At 38.8% G+C, this 17,863-nt stretch carries 9 protein-coding genes; 3 read left to right on the forward strand and 6 right to left on the reverse strand.

Annotated features, from left to right (window positions below):
* The first annotated feature begins 84 nt into the window (after positions 1-84).
* Positions 85-447 carry a single-stranded DNA-binding protein gene (locus AN486_RS04850; RefSeq protein ID WP_039200306.1) on the forward strand — a complete coding sequence of 121 codons (363 nt, stop codon included), beginning with the start codon at positions 85-87 and terminating at the stop codon, positions 445-447.
* Between the two features lie 146 nt (positions 448-593).
* Here the strand turns inward: AN486_RS04850 and AN486_RS04855 are convergent, their stop codons facing one another.
* Positions 594-1,334, reverse strand: a complete 741-nt coding sequence (locus AN486_RS04855) for an SIMPL domain-containing protein (protein WP_053538565.1) — start codon at positions 1,332-1,334, stop codon at positions 594-596.
* 380 nt (positions 1,335-1,714) lie between these two features.
* Here AN486_RS04855 and AN486_RS04860 point away from each other — a divergent pair, with 380 nt between their 5' ends.
* The gene (locus tag AN486_RS04860; protein WP_290599471.1) at positions 1,715-4,402 is read left to right on the forward strand and encodes a DNA methyltransferase; all 2,688 of its coding nucleotides are present in this window, start codon (positions 1,715-1,717) and stop codon (positions 4,400-4,402) included.
* 665 nt (positions 4,403-5,067) lie between these two features.
* On the opposite strand, the gene rpsU is transcribed toward AN486_RS04860, so the two are convergent.
* From rpsU to AN486_RS04875, 3 genes are all read right to left on the reverse strand, one after another.
* A complete protein-coding gene (rpsU, locus tag AN486_RS04865; RefSeq protein WP_015078697.1) occupies positions 5,068-5,265 on the reverse strand; it encodes a 30S ribosomal protein S21 in 198 nt (65 codons plus the stop codon).
* Between the two features lie 540 nt (positions 5,266-5,805).
* The gene (locus AN486_RS04870; RefSeq protein WP_053538564.1) at positions 5,806-6,657 is read right to left on the reverse strand and encodes an inositol monophosphatase family protein; all 852 of its coding nucleotides are present in this window, start codon (positions 6,655-6,657) and stop codon (positions 5,806-5,808) included.
* A gap of 720 nt (positions 6,658-7,377) precedes the next feature.
* Entirely contained in the window at positions 7,378-8,226 is an 849-nt protein-coding gene (locus AN486_RS04875; RefSeq protein WP_290599472.1) for a sugar kinase, read from the reverse strand.
* Between the two features lie 372 nt (positions 8,227-8,598).
* Between AN486_RS04875 and rsmI the strand changes: the two genes are divergently transcribed.
* Positions 8,599-9,453: a 16S rRNA (cytidine(1402)-2'-O)-methyltransferase gene (gene rsmI, locus AN486_RS04880; RefSeq protein WP_053538562.1), complete on the forward strand. Its 855-nt coding sequence runs from the start codon at positions 8,599-8,601 to the stop codon at positions 9,451-9,453.
* Positions 9,454-9,711: 258 nt separating this feature from the next.
* Here the strand turns inward: rsmI and AN486_RS04885 are convergent, their stop codons facing one another.
* On the reverse strand, positions 9,712-10,122 hold the full coding sequence (locus tag AN486_RS04885; protein WP_053538561.1) for a hypothetical protein: 411 nt from the start codon (positions 10,120-10,122) through the stop codon (positions 9,712-9,714).
* A gap of 392 nt (positions 10,123-10,514) precedes the next feature.
* Positions 10,515-17,786: a choice-of-anchor I family protein gene (locus AN486_RS04890; RefSeq protein WP_290599473.1), complete on the reverse strand. Its 7,272-nt coding sequence runs from the start codon at positions 17,784-17,786 to the stop codon at positions 10,515-10,517.
* Positions 17,787-17,863: the final 77 nt, after the last annotated feature.

A 17,863-nucleotide genomic window follows, 5' to 3' on the forward strand; every position in this document is an offset into this window, starting at 1 on the left:
TTCTAACATATTTTTAATCATTTCACAATTAGTTATTATAGAATCCGGAGTAATAGAATACAAAAATACTAGGAAATAAAAACCATGAGCATTAATGTTGTCACTCTTGTTGGTCGTGTCGGTGGTGATCCAGATATGAAATATTTTGAGTCAGGTACAGTTAAATGTAGATTGACTCTAGCTGTAAATAGAAGATCACGCAACAATGATAAACCAGACTGGTTTAATCTAGAACTTTGGGGAAAAACTGCGGAAGTTGCGGGTAATTACGTCCGTAAAGGTGGTTTGATTGGGGTTAAAGGTTCTTTGCGATTTGATACTTGGAGCGATCGCCAAAGTGGAGTTGCGCGTTCTAGTCCAGTTATTAATGTTGAACAACTAGAATTATTAGGTTCTAAGCGTGATGGTGAAGGTGGGATGTCTGATATGTCCCCAGATAATTTCTAATTTAATTAAACGGGCGGTTAGAAACCGCGTCTACACAGGCAAAACCCAGATGGTGCGTGGGTTTCAAATCCTTGATTTTTCCTTAGTCCGCGCAGGCGGACTTTGTTTGTGTAGCCGTGACTTCTAGTCGCCGGGGCTTAAATTGACTAATAGCTAATTTGCAATGTTACTGATGCTTGTACTTCTTGTTCCCCCGCAACTATGGGAGTAGAAGCATCTGCGAAATTGGCTTTAGCAGCTTCAGCCCGATATAGCATCGGTGGCGGTGGTGGGGTTGCACCATTAATTTGAATACTGATAATGTCTTTTTGCTCTAATTTTAAGGTGCTAAGAACCGTTTCCGCTTGTTCTTGTGCATCCTGGGTAGCTTTTTTTAAGGCTTGTTTTTGGGCGCTGGCGATCGCCTCATCACTAGCAATAAAACTTATACCATTAATTTGTGTCGCTCCAACTTTCACCGCATCATCCAATAAAGTTCCGGCTTTATCTGTAGGAATGCGGAAGCTGACTGTATTACTAGCAGCATAACCAGTAATGCGTTGAACATTATTACTGTAGCTATATACTGGGTTGAGGCGAATTCCTGTAGTTGTCAATTTTTCAACATTGCGTTTTTTTAATAAAGCCACCACAGCCGATGATCTGCGTGCCGCTTCTTTTTGGGCATCTTCCGCCGTTTTTCCTTGAACTTCTACACCCAAACTAACTTGAGATAAAGTTGTCGAAATTGTTTCTACTCCCCTTCCACTCACGGTTAAAGTTCGCCATAATTTTTCTTGTGCTGATGCAGGTAACATAAAAATCGCACTGAGAAATATACTCAAAGATAATATTTTCCCAAAATTCCGGGTTGGAAACCGATAATTAGATAAAACAGTGATAGACATCTTCCTTAACACTCCTCTAAAAACCTATTAATTCTGGGGTAACTGTTATTAACAGCCACCAAAATATTTTCACACCGAAGGTGTAATTTCCATACTTATAGTTTCACACTGCTTAAACTTATATCGAACCTGGTTACATTTTTTGTAACGGTAAAAATTATGTGTTGGGTTTCCTTCCAACCGCAATTATTTTATGATAGTTCTTCCTTATCAAATTTATGATAACAAATTTAAAATCAATTGTCAACCCCCACATCTTCTTTTTTGCGCGACTCAATTGAGTGATATTTTTGTAAATATCGAGAAGTTGAGATCCCCGACTTCTTTAAGAAGTCGGGGATCTTATGGATCTTATTATTTATTATTGTTCAGAAACAACCATGACATCATCAACACCAGAAACCCTATCTAAATTCGTGCAATTTTGTCACCAACATATCACCGGACAAGAACGCAAAGAAGCACAAACATTTCTCGACCGATTTTTTCGAGCCTTTGGACATGAAGGTGCATTAGAAGCGGGTGCGACTTACGAAGAAGCAATTAAAAAAAGTAGTAAAACCGGAAAAACTGGCTTTGCTGATTTAGTTTGGAAACCTCGCGTTTTAATAGAAATGAAAAAGCGCGGAGAAGATTTAAATAAACATTATTCCCAAGCTTTTGATTATTGGACTAGGTTAGTCCCAAATCGTCCTAAATATGTGATTTTATGTAATTTTGATGAATTTTGGATCTTTGATTTTGATATTCAATTAGATACACCTGTAGATAAAATTACCCTCGAACAACTGCCAGAACGGTCAGGAGCATTGACATTTATGGAATTAGGGCAAAAAACCCCTGTATTCCAAAATAACCAAGTAGAAGTTACTGTTAAAGCTGCCCGTCGCATGGGTGAATTATTATTAGAATTAGAAAATAGGGGAATTGAAAAGTTAACAGCACAGCGGTTTATTTTGCAATGTGTTTTAGCGATGTTTGCGGAAGATAGACAACTGTTACCCCGTGATATGTTTGTTTCTTGTGTCCAAGATTGTATGAAAGGGGGAAGTTCCTATGATGTTTTGGGTGGTTTATTTCGGGAAATGAATCAACCGGGAAAAACACCAGCGGGACGTTATCAAGGAGTAGATTATTTTAACGGGGGTTTATTTTCTCGAATTGATGCAATTGAATTAACGAGGGAAGAATTAAATTTTTTAGATGTGTCTGCGCGAGAAAATTGGAGTAAAGTCCGTCCGGCTATTTTTGGGAATTTATTTGAAGGGAGTATATATAAGGAAGAACGTCACGCGAGGGGAATCCATTATACTTCTGAAGTGGATATTATGAAAATTGTCCGTCCCACAATTAGCCGTTATTGGGAAGAGAGAATTGAGGAAGGAACGACAATTAAGGAACTTTCCAAACTACAAATAGAATTACAAAGTTATCGAGTTTTAGATCCTGCTTGTGGTTCGGGTAATTTTCTTTATATCGCATATCAGGAATTGAAGAGAATTGAAATCTTGCTATTAGAGAAAATTCAATCTTTGCGTAAATCTCCAGATAAACAATTGCAAATGGGTTTGGTGACACCTTTACAATTTTATGGAATGGATACAAATCCCTTTGCGGTGGAATTAGCGCGGGTGACTTTGATGATTGCGCGGAAGATTGCGATTGATAATTTACAATTAACTGAACCTGCTTTACCTTTGGATACTTTGGATAATAATATTGTTTGTCAAGATGCTTTGTTTAGTGAATGGGTAAAAGCTGATGCTATTATTGGAAATCCGCCATTTTTAGGTGGTAATCGAATTCGTTTAGATTTAGGAGATGAATATGCGGAACGTATTTTTAGCAAGTTTTCAGAAGTTAAATCACAGGTAGATTTTTGTGGTTATTGGTTTCGTTTAGCTCATGAATTTCTTAATGGAAAAGGTAGAGCAGGTTTAGTTGGTACTAATTCTATTAGTCAGGGAAATAGTAGATATGCTTCTTTAGACTATATCACTAGAAACGGTGGTTATATTCATGAAGCAATTCCAACTCAAAATTGGTCTGGAGAAGCACAAGTTTATGTTAGTATTGTGAATTGGTGTTATGAAAAACCATCTAAATTTCATTTAAATAATCAGGTAGTTAAACAAATTAGTTCCTCTCTAAGCTCAACCGTTGATGTTTCAATAGCTGTTAAATTAAAATCAAACCTTGATCGATGTTTTGAAGGAGTTAAGCCGAATGCAAAGGGATTTATAATCACAGAAAATCAAGCTCAATGCTGGATAAAATCTAATTCTAAAAACGAATTAGTAATTAAGCTATTTTTAGATGCAGGAGACTTAACTAAAGCTCCAAATGGAAAACCCAGTAGGTGGGTTATTGACTTTGAAAATATGAGTTTAGAGGAAGCTAGTGATTATATTCTACCTTTTGAACACGTTAGAGTTACTGTAAAACCAGAAAGAGAAAATAACCGTGAAGCTGTTTTAAGAGAAAAGTGGTGGAGGTTTAAACGTACTCATGCAGCAATGAGACAAGCATTGATTTCTCTAAAAATTTATTTCGCTGTTCCTGCTCACTCAAAATGGTTTATTTTTGTACCTTCATTGTCAAACTGGCTACCTAATAACTCTACCAAAGTTGTAGCATCAGATGACTTTTATATATTAGGAATTCTCACATCTAACGTACATCGTCTTTGGGTAAAAGCGCAAAGTTCAACTCTTGGAGAGACAACACGTTATACTCACAACACTTGTTTTGAAACCTTCCCATTTCCGCAAACAGCAGATATAAAAATAGTCCAACAAATCCGCACCAAAACAGAAGAACTACATCAATATCGCACTCAACAAATGGAAACAAAACAATGGGGAATCACCACATTATATAATAAATTCTTCCACGAACCCAGCAGCCAACTTTATAAACTGCATCAACAATTAGATAAACTGGTAATGTCAGCTTATAACTTTCAAGCCAATGATGATATTTTAGAAAAACTGCTGATATTAAATTTAGAATTAGCCGAAAAAGAAAAACAGGGAATCAAAATTATTGGACCGGGTTCACCAAATTAGAATACAAAGCACATTTTAGGTAAATGAAGGGCAAATAAGTAGTGAGACAGAATTAATTACACAATGTCATTGCGTTAGCGAAGCGTGGCGTTAGCCATATCGAACGAAGTGAAATGAAGCGATAGCGAAGCGCTGCTGCAAGCAGTTCGCAAGGGTTGTGATTGCTTCCCTTCCCTCGCAATGACTGTAAATATTGGCGTTGCTGAATTGGCGTATGATTTTTGGAGGTAGAGACGTTCCATGGAACGTCTCTACAAGAGTCTTGAACGTATGCAAAATTATTTTTATCCCTAAAATCAGCAACGCCTAAATATTTTTGTCCAATTAAGTAGTGGGACAAAGCGTGGCGTTAGCCATATCGAACGAAGTGAAATGAAGCGATAGCGAAGCGCTGCTGCAAGCAGTTCGTAAGGGTTGTGATTGCTTCCCTTCCCTCGCAATGACTGTAAATATTGGCGTTGCTGAATTGGCGTATGATTTTTGGAGGTAGAGACGTTCCATGGAACGTCTCTACAAGAGTCTTGAACGTATGCAAAATTATTTTTATCCCTAAAATCAGCAACGCCTAAATATTTTTGTCCAATTAAGTAGTGAGACTTTTTGTGGAGTTCTCTAAAAGGAAATCCTGTCAGGATTTCCCAGTTTCAGCCAATATGACTAAAAATTTAGCGCTTGAAGCGAGAACGTTGTTGGCGACGTTGCTTGTGTCTGGCTATGGCTTTGCGCTTTTCTTTTTCTAAAGGTGTCTCAAAGTGACGCTTTTTCCGCATATCTTGGAAAATTCCTGCTTTGGAAACTTCCCGCTTGAATCTTCGTAGTGCTGATTCAATCCCTTCATTTTCACCTAAGACCACTTGTGTCATTCCTGTTCCTCCGTAGTTTAATTCAATATTTGAGAACTAAAGTCAAAATAAAATACTCCAGCAGCGCTTAGCGGGAGACTGTATCTGCTGGATACTCTAGATTTTAATTTTTTTTTACTGGACTTAGTAGCGATCGCCGCTACTACTACTCCCAAACCAGAGAGTGTAGAGAGTTAGATTCGGAGAGACGTATTTAAAAAAATCTTCAAACGACTTACTCAACCGAAAATAATCTTTGATATCCCCAAGTATAGCACTACATGAGAATATTAACCCATAACGAACAAATTTTCCCAACAAAACCACCAGCATTGTCAGGAAATTCTCCACGACAAATACTGTTTCGTTGACACTCTCCTAAGAGGAGAGGGAAAAGGAATAATATTTAATACTGGAGAGGCTTTGAACTTGTTCTTTGTATGATAAAAAAGTCCGGCTTCTAGCCGTTTTGAGTATATCACTAATATTGAAGGCAATCAATTAGCCCCTGTGCGTTTTCCCCTTCGGTCTGAAGACGCGAAGCTCCCAACGCTACCGCGTTCATTTTGTAAACCGTGTGAGAATGCTTTGCGCTTCTTGACACAGTACCTCATGATTTTGATAATTACTCGCTAGTAATTCCCCCCATTGATGAATGTCGCCAGTGTTATATTCTAATGGCGTGCAGTCAAAGTGGGTAAAATTACCACCTGCTTCTGTCAAGATTAGTTCAGGAGCAGCCATATCCCAGTCTTTAGGTGCGGATTTACCGGAAAGGGAAATGTAAACATCTGCTTGCTGTTCAAGTATCGCGGCAATTTTGCAACCGACGCTACCAATTGCTTTTTGATTTTGATAGGGCAGGTGCTGTAATAGATATTCTAACCTATCGTTGCGGTGTGAGCGACTAACCACCAAAATTAGATCCTGGATATTTTTACGGGAGTTCAGTCGCACAGGCAAAGAACCTGTTGCAGTTTCGATAAAAGTTCCACTACCTCTAGTAGCATAATATAACTTTTGTGCCTCTGGAACTGCCACGACGGCTAACATTGTCTGTGTTCCTTGAATTAAGGCAATATGAATTGCATATTCTCCGGTTTTGTTGATAAAATCTCTTGTTCCATCTAATGGATCAATAATCCATACCCACTCAGCAGGATTTTTTCCCTGTTGTGATTTATGAGTTTCTTCGCTGATATATCCAAAGTCTTCATTACCTAAAGCAGCTTGTAACTGTGACAAGATATATTCACTAACGGCTAAGTCTGCCACTGTAACGGGTTCGCTGTCTTTATACTGGATATCTAAATTTGGTGCGTCAGCAGTACCGTGATAATAAGAACTCAGGAGACTGGCCGCACCCCAACCTACCTTCCGTGCAATTGTTAATATTTCAGATAAGTCTTTCATTTGGGGACAAATTTGGTTAACACTCTCCGGGTCTTTAGACCGGAGATTCTATAGAGAGTTTCAGTCTATATCCATCAGTTATACCAGTTATAAGGCTACGGTGTACACACAAGTTATCGAATCACCATTAGACTTCTCCGGTAAAGATTGTAGAGACGTTCCATGGAACGTCTCTACAAGGGTTTCAAACGACGCACATTTAATTTTCGGAGATGTCTATTATTCCTCAAATTACCCCACCCTAACCCTCCCCGATGCTTTGGGGAGGGGACAAGATTCCGGTTTCCCCCCTTGATAAGGGGGGATTAAGGGGGGTAATTTAACTTGTGTGTACACGATAGCCTTTATAAGAGGAGGGTTAGGGAGGGGTAAAACATTTGATACAGCAATCATGACTTTTCAAACACCCTCTAAGAGGTTGTTTGAAAAGTATTAGATGAAACCGATAATCTCCAGAAACCTAACCCCCCTTCTCTAGGGGACTTCCAAGAAATAAATTATCCTGATTAACGAACCACAGAGGCGCAGAGGACACAGAGGAATAAGGGTTTGAGAGATTTTTGCGTTAGGTGGTTGAGTATTTTTTTATTTGGAAGTCCCTAGGAGGGAATGGGGGTTTCAAAGCCTCTCCCCGCATCGGGGAGAGGTTTACCAGAGGGGTTTATTTACATTAAAGACTTTTCAAACATCCTCTAAGCATTAGACTTAGACGTTTAAATTTCACCAAGTTCGCGTACCAAAATGTTTACACGCCTCCGCAGCAGTATTTCCAGCTAGTGCTAATGCTTCTATAAAATTCGTTTCCAGGATGTAGTGACAGAAAGCACCGTGAAAAATGTCTCCTGCGCCCAGTGTATCAACGGACTGTATTTTTGGCACATTAACTACACCAGACTGATCACGAGTTAAGTATTGAATGGGGTTTTCCCCTTGAGTAATGGCAATATAAGGAATGTTAAAATTTTGCAAATAGGCAAAAACGTCTTCCTGATTTTTGCAGTTAGGTGGATAGAAATTAGCAGAACAAATAGCATAATTGACAAAGGGTAATATTTCTGCAAATCCTGGTTTCCAGCTACCACCATCAATAACAACTGGAATATTCTGAATATTAGCAGTTTGGGCAATAATTTTGCTGACCTCCATTTGATGTCCGTCAATTAATACAATATCAATATCTTGTAAAATATTGGCAGGGATAGAAGTAATATTTGCCTGAGTTTTAACGGCATTAATAGAAATTACCGCTCTTTCACCTGTACCTTGGGTAACAATAATTGAAGAGACAGGTGGCGGTGTTTTCCTGTAGGGGTCTAAGTCAATAATTGCAATTTGGTAATTCTCTAAATCGCTACAAATTAGCTGTGTGATCTGGTGCGAACCCAATACACCTAAAACTGTAGATTGGTTGTTTAAATGACTGAAGGTGACGGCGGCGTTTGTTGCGGGTCCCCCTGCTGCTATAGTATAGTCAGTGGCAACTAATTTTTGATTATTTTGGGGGGGAGAATCCGCGAGATAAATGAAATCTAAGGTAATTAAACCGACAAATAAGCCAGATTTGCTCATTGCTAATTTGCATTTGAATTTTCACTAGATGATATCATGTATAATTAAAGATGTATATAATGTTAATTTTCCTGATATTGATCCTTGACCAGAAAGTTTAGAGATTTTGTTAAATAATACTTTTGGAAAAGTGAAGAAAATTCACCAACAAGTTAAATTATATGCAAGATTATCTAATCTGTGAAATCCCTTAATCCGTTGAATCCGTGTTCAAAATTAATATGCAAACTGAACCTTGACCAGAAAATTTAGAGATCTTGTTAAATAATACTTTTGGAAAAGTGAAGAAAATTCACCAACAAGTTAAATTATATGCAAGATTATCTAATCTGTGAAATCCCTTAATCCGTTGAATCCGTGTTCAAAATTAATATGCAAACTGAACCAAAACCAGGAACACTTTATATTGTCGCTACACCCATTGGTAATCTAGAAGATATGACTTTTAGAGCGGTGAGAATTTTACAAGCAGTGGATATAATTGCGGCGGAAGATACACGCCACACAGGCAGATTATTACAACATTTTCAAGTGAAAACTCCCCAAGTTAGTTACCATGAACATAATAGTAATACTCGTATTCCCGAATTATTAGAACAGTTACAATTTGGAAAAGCGATCGCTTTGGTAAGTGATGCGGGAATGCCAGGAATTTCTGACCCAGGATATGAGTTAATTAAGGCTTGTATTGATGAGGGGATTACTGTTGTTCCTATCCCCGGTGCAAGTGCTGTAATTACGGCTTTGAGTGCGGCTGGATTACCCACAGATAGGTTTATTTTTGATGGTTTTTTACCAGCTAAAAGTCAACAACGCCAGAAATATTTGGAATCTTTGCAAGGTGAATCTCGAACTTTGGTTTTTTATGAATCACCTCACCGGTTGCGGGATACTTTAGTAGATTTGGGGGCAATCTTGGGAAGCGATCGCTCTCTAGTTATAGCACGAGAACTGACGAAATTATACGAAGAATTTTGGCGGGGAACAATTGCCGAGGGGATTACCCATTACCAAGACAAAGAACCCCAGGGAGAATATACTCTTTTAGTAGCTGGAAATCCACCTAGTAAGCCTCAACTCACAGAAACCGAATTAAAAAACGAACTATTATCAATGATTAAACAGGGTATTTCTCGTTCTCAAGCTAGTCGTGAGATAGCAAAGGATACGGGTTTATCTCGTCGCTATCTCTATCAACTAGCTTTGACAATTGAACTTAGCAGCTAAGTACAGAAACGATGATCAGGATCTAGAATAGGACAAACTGAATCAGGATATCCAGGATGAAAGGATGTACAGGATAATGATTTAAAATGGTGCGTTACTATATTATATAGCGATCGCTATACTACACCCAAAGTCTTTACCAATGGTGCGTTACTAGTCGCTAACACACCCTAATATTTGGCTGTCACCTTTTTACTGGCTTTTTGTAATAAAAGCTACACTAACCTCCCAGGGAACTATTTTATTCCGTTAAGGTTTTCAGATTTTACCAGTGGGGAAGAAACCGAATAGTTTGACTACTCCACTGATTAAGGCTATAATCACTGCTACTAGAACTCCACGATTAATAAATTCTTGGTTATCTAGTCTTTTATCAATACCAATAACTTTTTCTTCTAGGGTTTTAATTTCCCCTGATAGTTTTCCATCTAGGGTTTTAATTTCCCCTGATAATTCTGCCTGTCCAATTTCCAGTTTATTTAGTCTACCATCAATAATTTCTAGTTTTTGATTGACTTCAGCAAATTGCTTCTCCATTTTTTGATTGACTTCAGCAAATTGCCGATCCATTTTTTGGTTAACTTCGGTAAATTGCTTCTCTATCTTTTGATCCAAACGAGATAATATTTCTTCCAGAGTATAAGTGAGAATTGGTGGGTTGGTTGTCATATATTTTGGTGATAGTTGTTTTATGGACAATAACAGCAACACCTGTCATTTTACTATTTTACCCCCTCTCCACCTATCCATTACCCACATCTTTACTTAACATGGCTGAAAAACAGACAAGATAAAGGTTGTAGAAAATGGTATTGTTGTGCTGCTTGACAAAAGACAATAATTGTGAATATGCGAATAATTAGGTGAACACAATAAAACCAAACTGCGTAAAGAAACGTAAAATCGCCCAAACCCTCTTCACTCTTGCCTCTTGCCCATCCTTGATGATTAGCGGGCAAGACTCGTACTGAGCTTGTCGAAGTATGCCCGCACCACAAGAAATTTTGGGATATTTTTTTAATTGGAAGTCTCTTACCCCTACCCGGAGAATCAAATAGTGCTTACGCTATCGCTCCAAAGGAGAAAACCGCATCATTAAAATCGTAGTCACTTACCCCCACACCCGCAGGTAAATCTTCAAAACCAAAGGTATTATTCCCAAAACTTCTTAAATGAGCCGCACCGTCCGGGTTAGCTACCCCAAAGCTAAAATAGGCTACAGGTAAAGTCGTGTAATTTTGGGCATTAGCTGGGCTATTATTAGGGTTCGCAGCAAAGAAAGCATTAATTGCTGCTTGGAGATTACCGGAGAAGTTACCACCATTGGCAATTACAAAGGGAGAATAGATTTTACCACCATTGACAATGACATCACTCGCAGCACCACTACTTGAACCCCCTACCCGCACAATAAAGTTATCTACTACCTTACTCAAAGCGGCTTTCGCATAACCGATTTCCCCGGGTTTAATGCCATTTACAGACCCCGTTACATCATCCACCTCATAGAGACCGAACAGATTATTAAAAGCTGCGGTGGTCTGATTTAGGGCATTTTGCAGGGAGTTTTTGACAAGGGATGGGTTGTAGTTATTAGGAAATTCGTAGCCCAATTTATCAACAATACCAGTTAATGTACCTGCTTCCTTGGGAATCAGTTTATCAACAGGAGCAATTGAGATTAGCTGAGTTGGTGCTACTGTGGCAGTTGTAGCTTTACCCGTAACCGTCACCCTAACATCAGCACTTGCGGAAAGACTACCATCAGAGACAGTGTAACTAAAGACATCATTGCCCAAATAATTGCCATCTAACAGCGTATAGGTCAAATTATTGCCATTGATATCTACTTTGCCATATTTACCGTCGGTTTTGCCGGTGAGCTTTAAACTATCTCCTTCAGGGTCACTATCATTGTTTAAAGGGTTGATAGTTCCCGCACTTCCTTGACTGACAGATAATTGATCATTTTTTGCAACGGGAGGATCATTTACCGGAGTCAGATTGATTGTGATTGTAGCAGGATCAGATTCTACTTTTGGAGTACCATTATCAATCGCTGCTACTGTCAATGTGGCAACATTACCATTAGCATTAACAACGGGATTATATCGCAGATTAGCTAGGTCATTAACTAATATCTCTTGATTTTTAGTCACTTGTTGACCGTTCACAAAGGTTAGGCTTCCAGCGGTTGGTAAACTTACTACCTTAATTGCCATTAAATCATTATTGTCTTCGTCTCCGTATTTACCCTTGTCTTTGAAGTCTCCAATACCAAAACTTATTATTTGATCTTCTTGTCCACTTTGGGTGAAGCTTTGCAGATTTGGTTTTTTGTTATCATCCGTTGGGTCATTGGTAACATTAATAGTCACATTCGTAACCTGGGAAGTAGCCTCTGCTGCATCTTTAGCAATAATCCCTAATGTAAAACTATTAGGACTGCGTTCAAAGTCATTGGCTGCACTGGTCACTCCCTTGTCCGTCAGGGTGATTATACCTTGATTATTAATGTTAAAGAAACCAGAATCATTTCCACTGGCGATCGCAAAACCTGTTACAGCTATGTCATCCGTAGCCAAAACAGTTCCTACTTGGAAATTTGCTGTTTTGTTTTCAGTGTAGCTAAAGATTTGATTTGGTTTGACTTCGGGAGCATAATTTACATCTGTTACCGTGAGAGTGAAGTTGGTAAAAACATCAGGAGTATTACCTACGGTGGTATCATCAACATTGACTGTTACACCATAACTGTTCTTGGTTTCATAGTCCAACTTTGTGTCTTTTTTGATGTAAAGAACTGTTCCTTCTACCTCAAAACTAGCAGCATCTACACCTGTTAAAGAGATAGTATTGCTTCCTAGTCCATCATCCGTAATAACAATATCAGCTACTTTGAGCCTAGTTGTGGTACTTGTCCCTTCAGAAAGGGTTGTAATTGGATTTTGTAGAGTAATATTTGTGGGAGCTTGGTTTATAGGTGCAGCATCATCATTATTAATAGTCCCTTTCGCTGTACCATTATTAGGACTGATAACTGCACTATTTGTAGGATTACTCAAACTAACAGTAAAAGTCTCATTGCCTTCAAATAGGCTATCTTGAGTTGTTTGAACAGTAAAGGTTTTGCTAGTTTCACCTGTGGCAAATGTGAGAGTTTCTGTTTGAGTATTTGCAGTCAAATCACTGGCACTAGCTGTATCATCTGTCGCAATAGAAGTAGCTACAGTGACACTTTGGTTAGCCTGAGCATCTCCTGTGCGGGTAACAGTGAAATTAACTGCACTTCCTTCTGTTGCTGAAGCAGCAGCAATACTAAATATGGGTGCAGCGTCATCATTATTAATTGTTCCCTTCGCTGTAGCGTTGGTAGAACTGACAACCGCACCATTATTAGGATTGCTTAAACTAACAGTAAAAGTCTCATTGCCTTCAAATAGGCTATCTTGAGTTGTTTGGACAGTGAAAGTTTTGCTAGTTTCTCCTGTGGCAAATGTCAGAGTTTCCGTTTTTGCAGTTAAGTCATTTGCACTAGCTGTATCATCTGTCGCAATAGAAGTGGCTACAGTGACACTTTGGTTAGATTGAGCATCTCCTGTGCGGGTGACAGTGAAATTAACTGCACTTCCTTCTGTTGCTGAAGCAGCAGCAATACTAAATATGGGTGCAGCGTCATCATTATTAATTGTTCCCTTCGCTGTGCCATTTGTGGAACTAACAACCGCACCATTATTAGGATTACTCAAACTCACAGTAAAAGTCTCATTGCCTTCAAATAGGCTATCTTGAGTTGTTTGAACAGTGAAAGTTTTGCTGGTTTCTCCTGTGGCAAATGTCAGAGTTTCCGTTTTTGCAGTTAAGTCATTTGCACTAGCTGTATCATCTGTCGCAATAGAAGTGGCTACAGTTACACTTTGAGCAATCAGATTATCTCTCGAACGAGTCACAGTGAAATTGATGGCATTTCCTTCCAACGCTTCAGCCGCCGAAATTCTAAATTCCGCTGGTGTATCATCGTCAGTAATAGTTCCCAAAGCTATTCCATTTGTAGAACTAATAATTGCACCATTGGTAGGACTGCTTAAACTAACAGTGAAAGTCTCATTGTCTTCCACAAGGGAATCTTGAATTGTGGCAACTGTGAAGGTTTTAGTCGTTTCTCCCTGTGCAAATGTGAGAGTTTGAGTATTTCCACTAAAGTCACTGGCAGTTGCTGTATTTTGTGCCTCAATAGAGGTAGATACGGTAACAGTTTGGTTAGCTTGAGCATCTCCAGTGCGGGTCAAAGTGAAATTAATTGCACTTCCTTCTAATGCCTGAGCAGCAGCAATACTAAATATGGGTGCAGCATCATCATTATTAATTGTTCCTTTGGCTGTGGCATTTGTGGAACTAATGATTGCACCATTGGTAGCATTGCTTAAACTAGCAGTAAAAGTTTCTTGGTCTTCAAATAGGACATCTGGAGTTGTTTGGACAGCAAAGATTTTAGTAGTTTCTCCCTGTGCAAAAGTCAGAGTTTCCGTTTTTGCAGTCAAGTCCGTATCACTGGCTGTATCACCTGTAGCAATAGAGGTAACTACAGTCACACTTTGTTGAGCCTGGGCATCTCCTGTCCGAGTTACAGTAAAGTTAATAGCATTTCCTTCTGATGCCTCAGCGGTAGCAATGCTAAATATGGGTGCAGCGTCATCATTAGTAATAGTTCCCTGGGCTGTGGCGTTTGTAGAACTAATGATTGATACATTTGTAGGATTGCTTAAACTGACAGTAAATGTCTCATTTCCTTCAAACAGGACATCTGGAGTTGTTTGGACAGCAAAGGTTGTAGTAGTCTCTCCCGGTGCAAAAGTCAAAGTTGCTGTTTTTGCAGTCAAGTCAGTATCACTGGCTGTATCACCTGTAGCAATAGAGGTAGTTACAGTTACACTTTGTGAAGATGAATTATTTCCTGTCCGAGTGACAGTGAAAATTATGATATTTCCTTCTGTTGCTGAAGCTGAGGTGATAGCAAACTGTGGTAATTCATAATTCTTCAGAATAGCTAAGGGATTACTATTCGCACTAATTAAGGTGTAATCTCCCTGGGGTGAAAGTGTAAGTTGATTTATGTCCTTAAACCCATCAACATTAACGTTTAATAAATCTTGTGCTGAATTAAAATCGGTAATTATGTTGGGACTTTGCAGATATGCAGCATTAGCTAACCAAAAGGTATCTTGACCATCACCACCTGTTAAGGTGTTACCACCAAGACCAGAGAAGATGATATCATTACCAGTATCACCAAATACTTTGTCATTGCGATCAGGGAATATTTGATCATTGCCTTCACCACCTGATAAAATATTATTACCTTGACCATCGGAGAATATTTGATCATTGCCTGAACCACCTAAAGCCGTATCATTTTCCTTAGCAAAGATTTCATCATCACCTTCACCACCATCTAGGATATTGTCACCTGTTCCTGTGACACCATCAATGGAGTCATTACCTGCTAAACCCAGGAGAGTATAACCGCTGGCAGATGCTAATAATACATCGTTTCCAGAAGTACCACTAATAGTAACAGGTAGATTATTTGCTAGTTCAATAATGCCTAATTTTTCAGGAATTGTTGTGCCAGCAACATTAAAATCATTATCATTAATCAAAGCCAGAATATTGGGGGCAACTAATGCCAAACCTTCTAATTTTTCAACTCCGGTGTAACCTACTTGTGCTGCATTAACAATTAAAGTTTTGTTAGCAGCAATAATTCCAGCGGTAGTTAATTCAGCCGGGCTTAATTGTTCAATAGTCTTAGCACTTGGCAAAGTAAAGTTAGCAGGATTATTGATATTAGTCGCTGTTGTTAAATCTATTTGATAGATAAGTTTATTGGAAGTATTATCACTTCTATCATCTCTTTCTACAACGGCAAATTTACCATTACCCAAGGCAACAGCATCACCGATTTTATCAGTTTTGGCATTACCACTGCCTGTAATATCATCCAAGAGATAGAGATATTCACCAGTTACCTGTTTAGAAACTATGTCAAATTCCAAAATTCGCAAATTACGGGAATTTCTGGAGGTTGTATCAGTGCCATTATCGGGATTATCAATTGGACTTTGAATAAAAGCATATAGTTTGTTACCTTCTAGTGCTATTGCTTCAAAGCCGCGATTTGCCCGTCTTTGGGCATAAACTGCTGGTAATACCTCAGTTCCAAAAGTTCCTGCGGGTTGATCTGGTTCTGTGGCTGCTGCTGTTCCTTGGGGAACAAAACGATCAAGTAACTTCCCATTGACATCAAAATGGTAAATTCCGGGACGATATTCATCCACCAGCCAATAGTTGCCATTTGGTGCAATCACGATACCTTCGACATCAGCCCCTAAAGTATCATTAGGTAAGATTTGACCATTTAAATCAACGCCAATTTCATCAGTGTAAGCTGTTCCACCAGCCCCAGCTTGGACATTGGGAAGTCCAGTTAATGGAGTTGTACCATCTTCACGAAATAACCCAGTTCTTTTGGTAATTGTGATTTGATTAGTCGTTTGATTGAGTTCAAAACTGACTATTTCTGGTTGAAAATTGGGTAATAAAAACGGTCTATTTTGACCAGTGGGTTCACCATTGGGACCACGATCTGTATTAGTAACAAATTTGAGATTGCCATTATCTGCTACACCTTGGAAATACAATCCAGAAAAACCGCCCAAAAGTATATCTTGTCCGGTGGAAGTTGTGCCTAATTTGGGTAGATTTTGAAATTCATAAGTCGTTAACTTTGGTTGGGAAGCTATTTCATAAAAGCTAACGGTATTACTAACTTCATTAGAAACTGCCAGCATGGGACGAAAATTGGGACTATTTTCGGCAGAGATAAATTTTAAGCCTTCAGGAGAGACATCACCTTCGGTTCTAATATACTGAACAAATTGAGGTGCAGTGGGGTTGCTAAGATTATATACCATCACCCCACCGCCAGCCCGTTCTAAGCCAACGAATCCATAAAGAATACCATTAATTACGCCAACAATTGCACTTTCTGGTTCAGGTCCTTTATTATCGGAACGAGTATCAAATTCAGTGGCTGAACCATTATTAGCATTAAAGAATGTAGGCGTTTGTTGTTTGAGAATTTGTTCAATTTGGTCGCCACTGTCATATACTAATTTACCTTGATCATCCCAAATTGAGAAGGAACGAGTGCCGTAAGCATAGAGTTTATCAAAGTCTCCGTCTCCGTCGGTATCTCCTAGTTTATTGGTAACGGTTAAACGTCCTAAATTTTCCGGTTTTTTCAACTCAGTAGCATTAGGAAAAGCTGTAGGATCAAGATTTAAACTAGAAACTCTTGCTTCTTCATTAAATAGTGATCCTTCATTACCAAAAGTACCATTTGCTGTAGGACGAATCCGCGCATCTCCTTCATTGGCTGTGATATAATAGGTCTTATCAGCAATTTGAAAAGAGCTAATTGCATCGGGTTGATACATCCCGAAAATTGGCCAATTTTGAATATTAATTTTACCTCCACCACTAGAAGTACCATTAACATCTCTATCACTAGCATCAAGACCATTTCCTGGTAAATTATGATCTTTAAAACCTAATGGAACAATTTTAGTAATACTAGCAGTAGCAATGTCTAGAACTGCAAAGGCATTATTTTCTTGTAGGGTAACAAATGCAGTTTTGCCATCGGGAGAAACTGCAATATACTCTGGTTCTAAATCTTGAGCAACGGTGGCATTAAGCCCAAAAAGTCTGACTCTGGCGGCTGTTAAAGTTTCTTTTTGCCCATTAAATGCCGTGAAATTTGCAGTTGTAACTTTACTGTTATCTAAACTGGCAATGTTTCCAGAAACATCAATAATACTAATTGAACCTTCTGGATCAATGGCATAATTTTCACTGGGTTCTCCTTCGTTGGTGACAAGTAATTTGCTACCATCCGCAGTGAAAGTGATCATGTCAGGTAAAGCACCTACTGTTACTTCGGAAATTTTAGTGAGAGTTACAGCGTCATAAAAAGCAATTTTACCAGGGTCGGTACTTATATTTGCAGAAATAGCGATCGCCACAATGCTATTTCCAGTTCCTATGCCTTTTCTGACGGCTACACTTTGAATTCCTGCACCTAAGCTAGAAAGATCAATGTTAGTAACTTGAGTGGGGTTATTTGCATCAGAAACATCCACTACTTGGAGAACAGGTTTATTCGCAGATTCTCCAGTCACAAACAGGCGTTGAGATATGGGGTCAAAATCAGAAATTTCTGCGCCGCTTAATTTAATAGTACCGATATGGTTAAGTTGAATTGAATTCATAATTTTTGTATTGACAATTAGAGGTTTGTTGTTACTTAGTCTGCAACGGAGATTTTAGTCTTTTTGATCTCTAAAAA

It is taken from the genome of Anabaena sp. AL93, assembly GCF_001672085.1.
GTDB classification, from domain to species: Bacteria; Cyanobacteriota; Cyanobacteriia; order Cyanobacteriales; family Nostocaceae; genus Dolichospermum; species Dolichospermum heterosporum.

Bases quoted from the DNA above. Each gene is read 5' to 3' on its own strand.
- AN486_RS04860 (WP_290599471.1), top strand. From the start codon at position 1,715: ATGACATCATCAACACCAGAAACCCTATCTAAATTCGTGCAATTTTGT.
- AN486_RS04890 (WP_290599473.1), bottom strand. From the start codon at position 17,786: ATGAATTCAATTCAACTTAACCATATCGGTACTATTAAATTAAGCGGC.
- AN486_RS04850 (WP_039200306.1), top strand. From the start codon at position 85: ATGAGCATTAATGTTGTCACTCTTGTTGGTCGTGTCGGTGGTGATCCA.
- AN486_RS04855 (WP_053538565.1), bottom strand. From the start codon at position 1,334: ATGTCTATCACTGTTTTATCTAATTATCGGTTTCCAACCCGGAATTTT.
- rpsU (WP_015078697.1), bottom strand. From the start codon at position 5,265: ATGACACAAGTGGTCTTAGGTGAAAATGAAGGGATTGAATCAGCACTA.
- AN486_RS04885 (WP_053538561.1), bottom strand. From the start codon at position 10,122: ATGACAACCAACCCACCAATTCTCACTTATACTCTGGAAGAAATATTA.
- AN486_RS04875 (WP_290599472.1), bottom strand. From the start codon at position 8,226: ATGAGCAAATCTGGCTTATTTGTCGGTTTAATTACCTTAGATTTCATT.
- AN486_RS04870 (WP_053538564.1), bottom strand. From the start codon at position 6,657: ATGAAAGACTTATCTGAAATATTAACAATTGCACGGAAGGTAGGTTGG.
- rsmI (WP_053538562.1), top strand. From the start codon at position 8,599: ATGCAAACTGAACCAAAACCAGGAACACTTTATATTGTCGCTACACCC.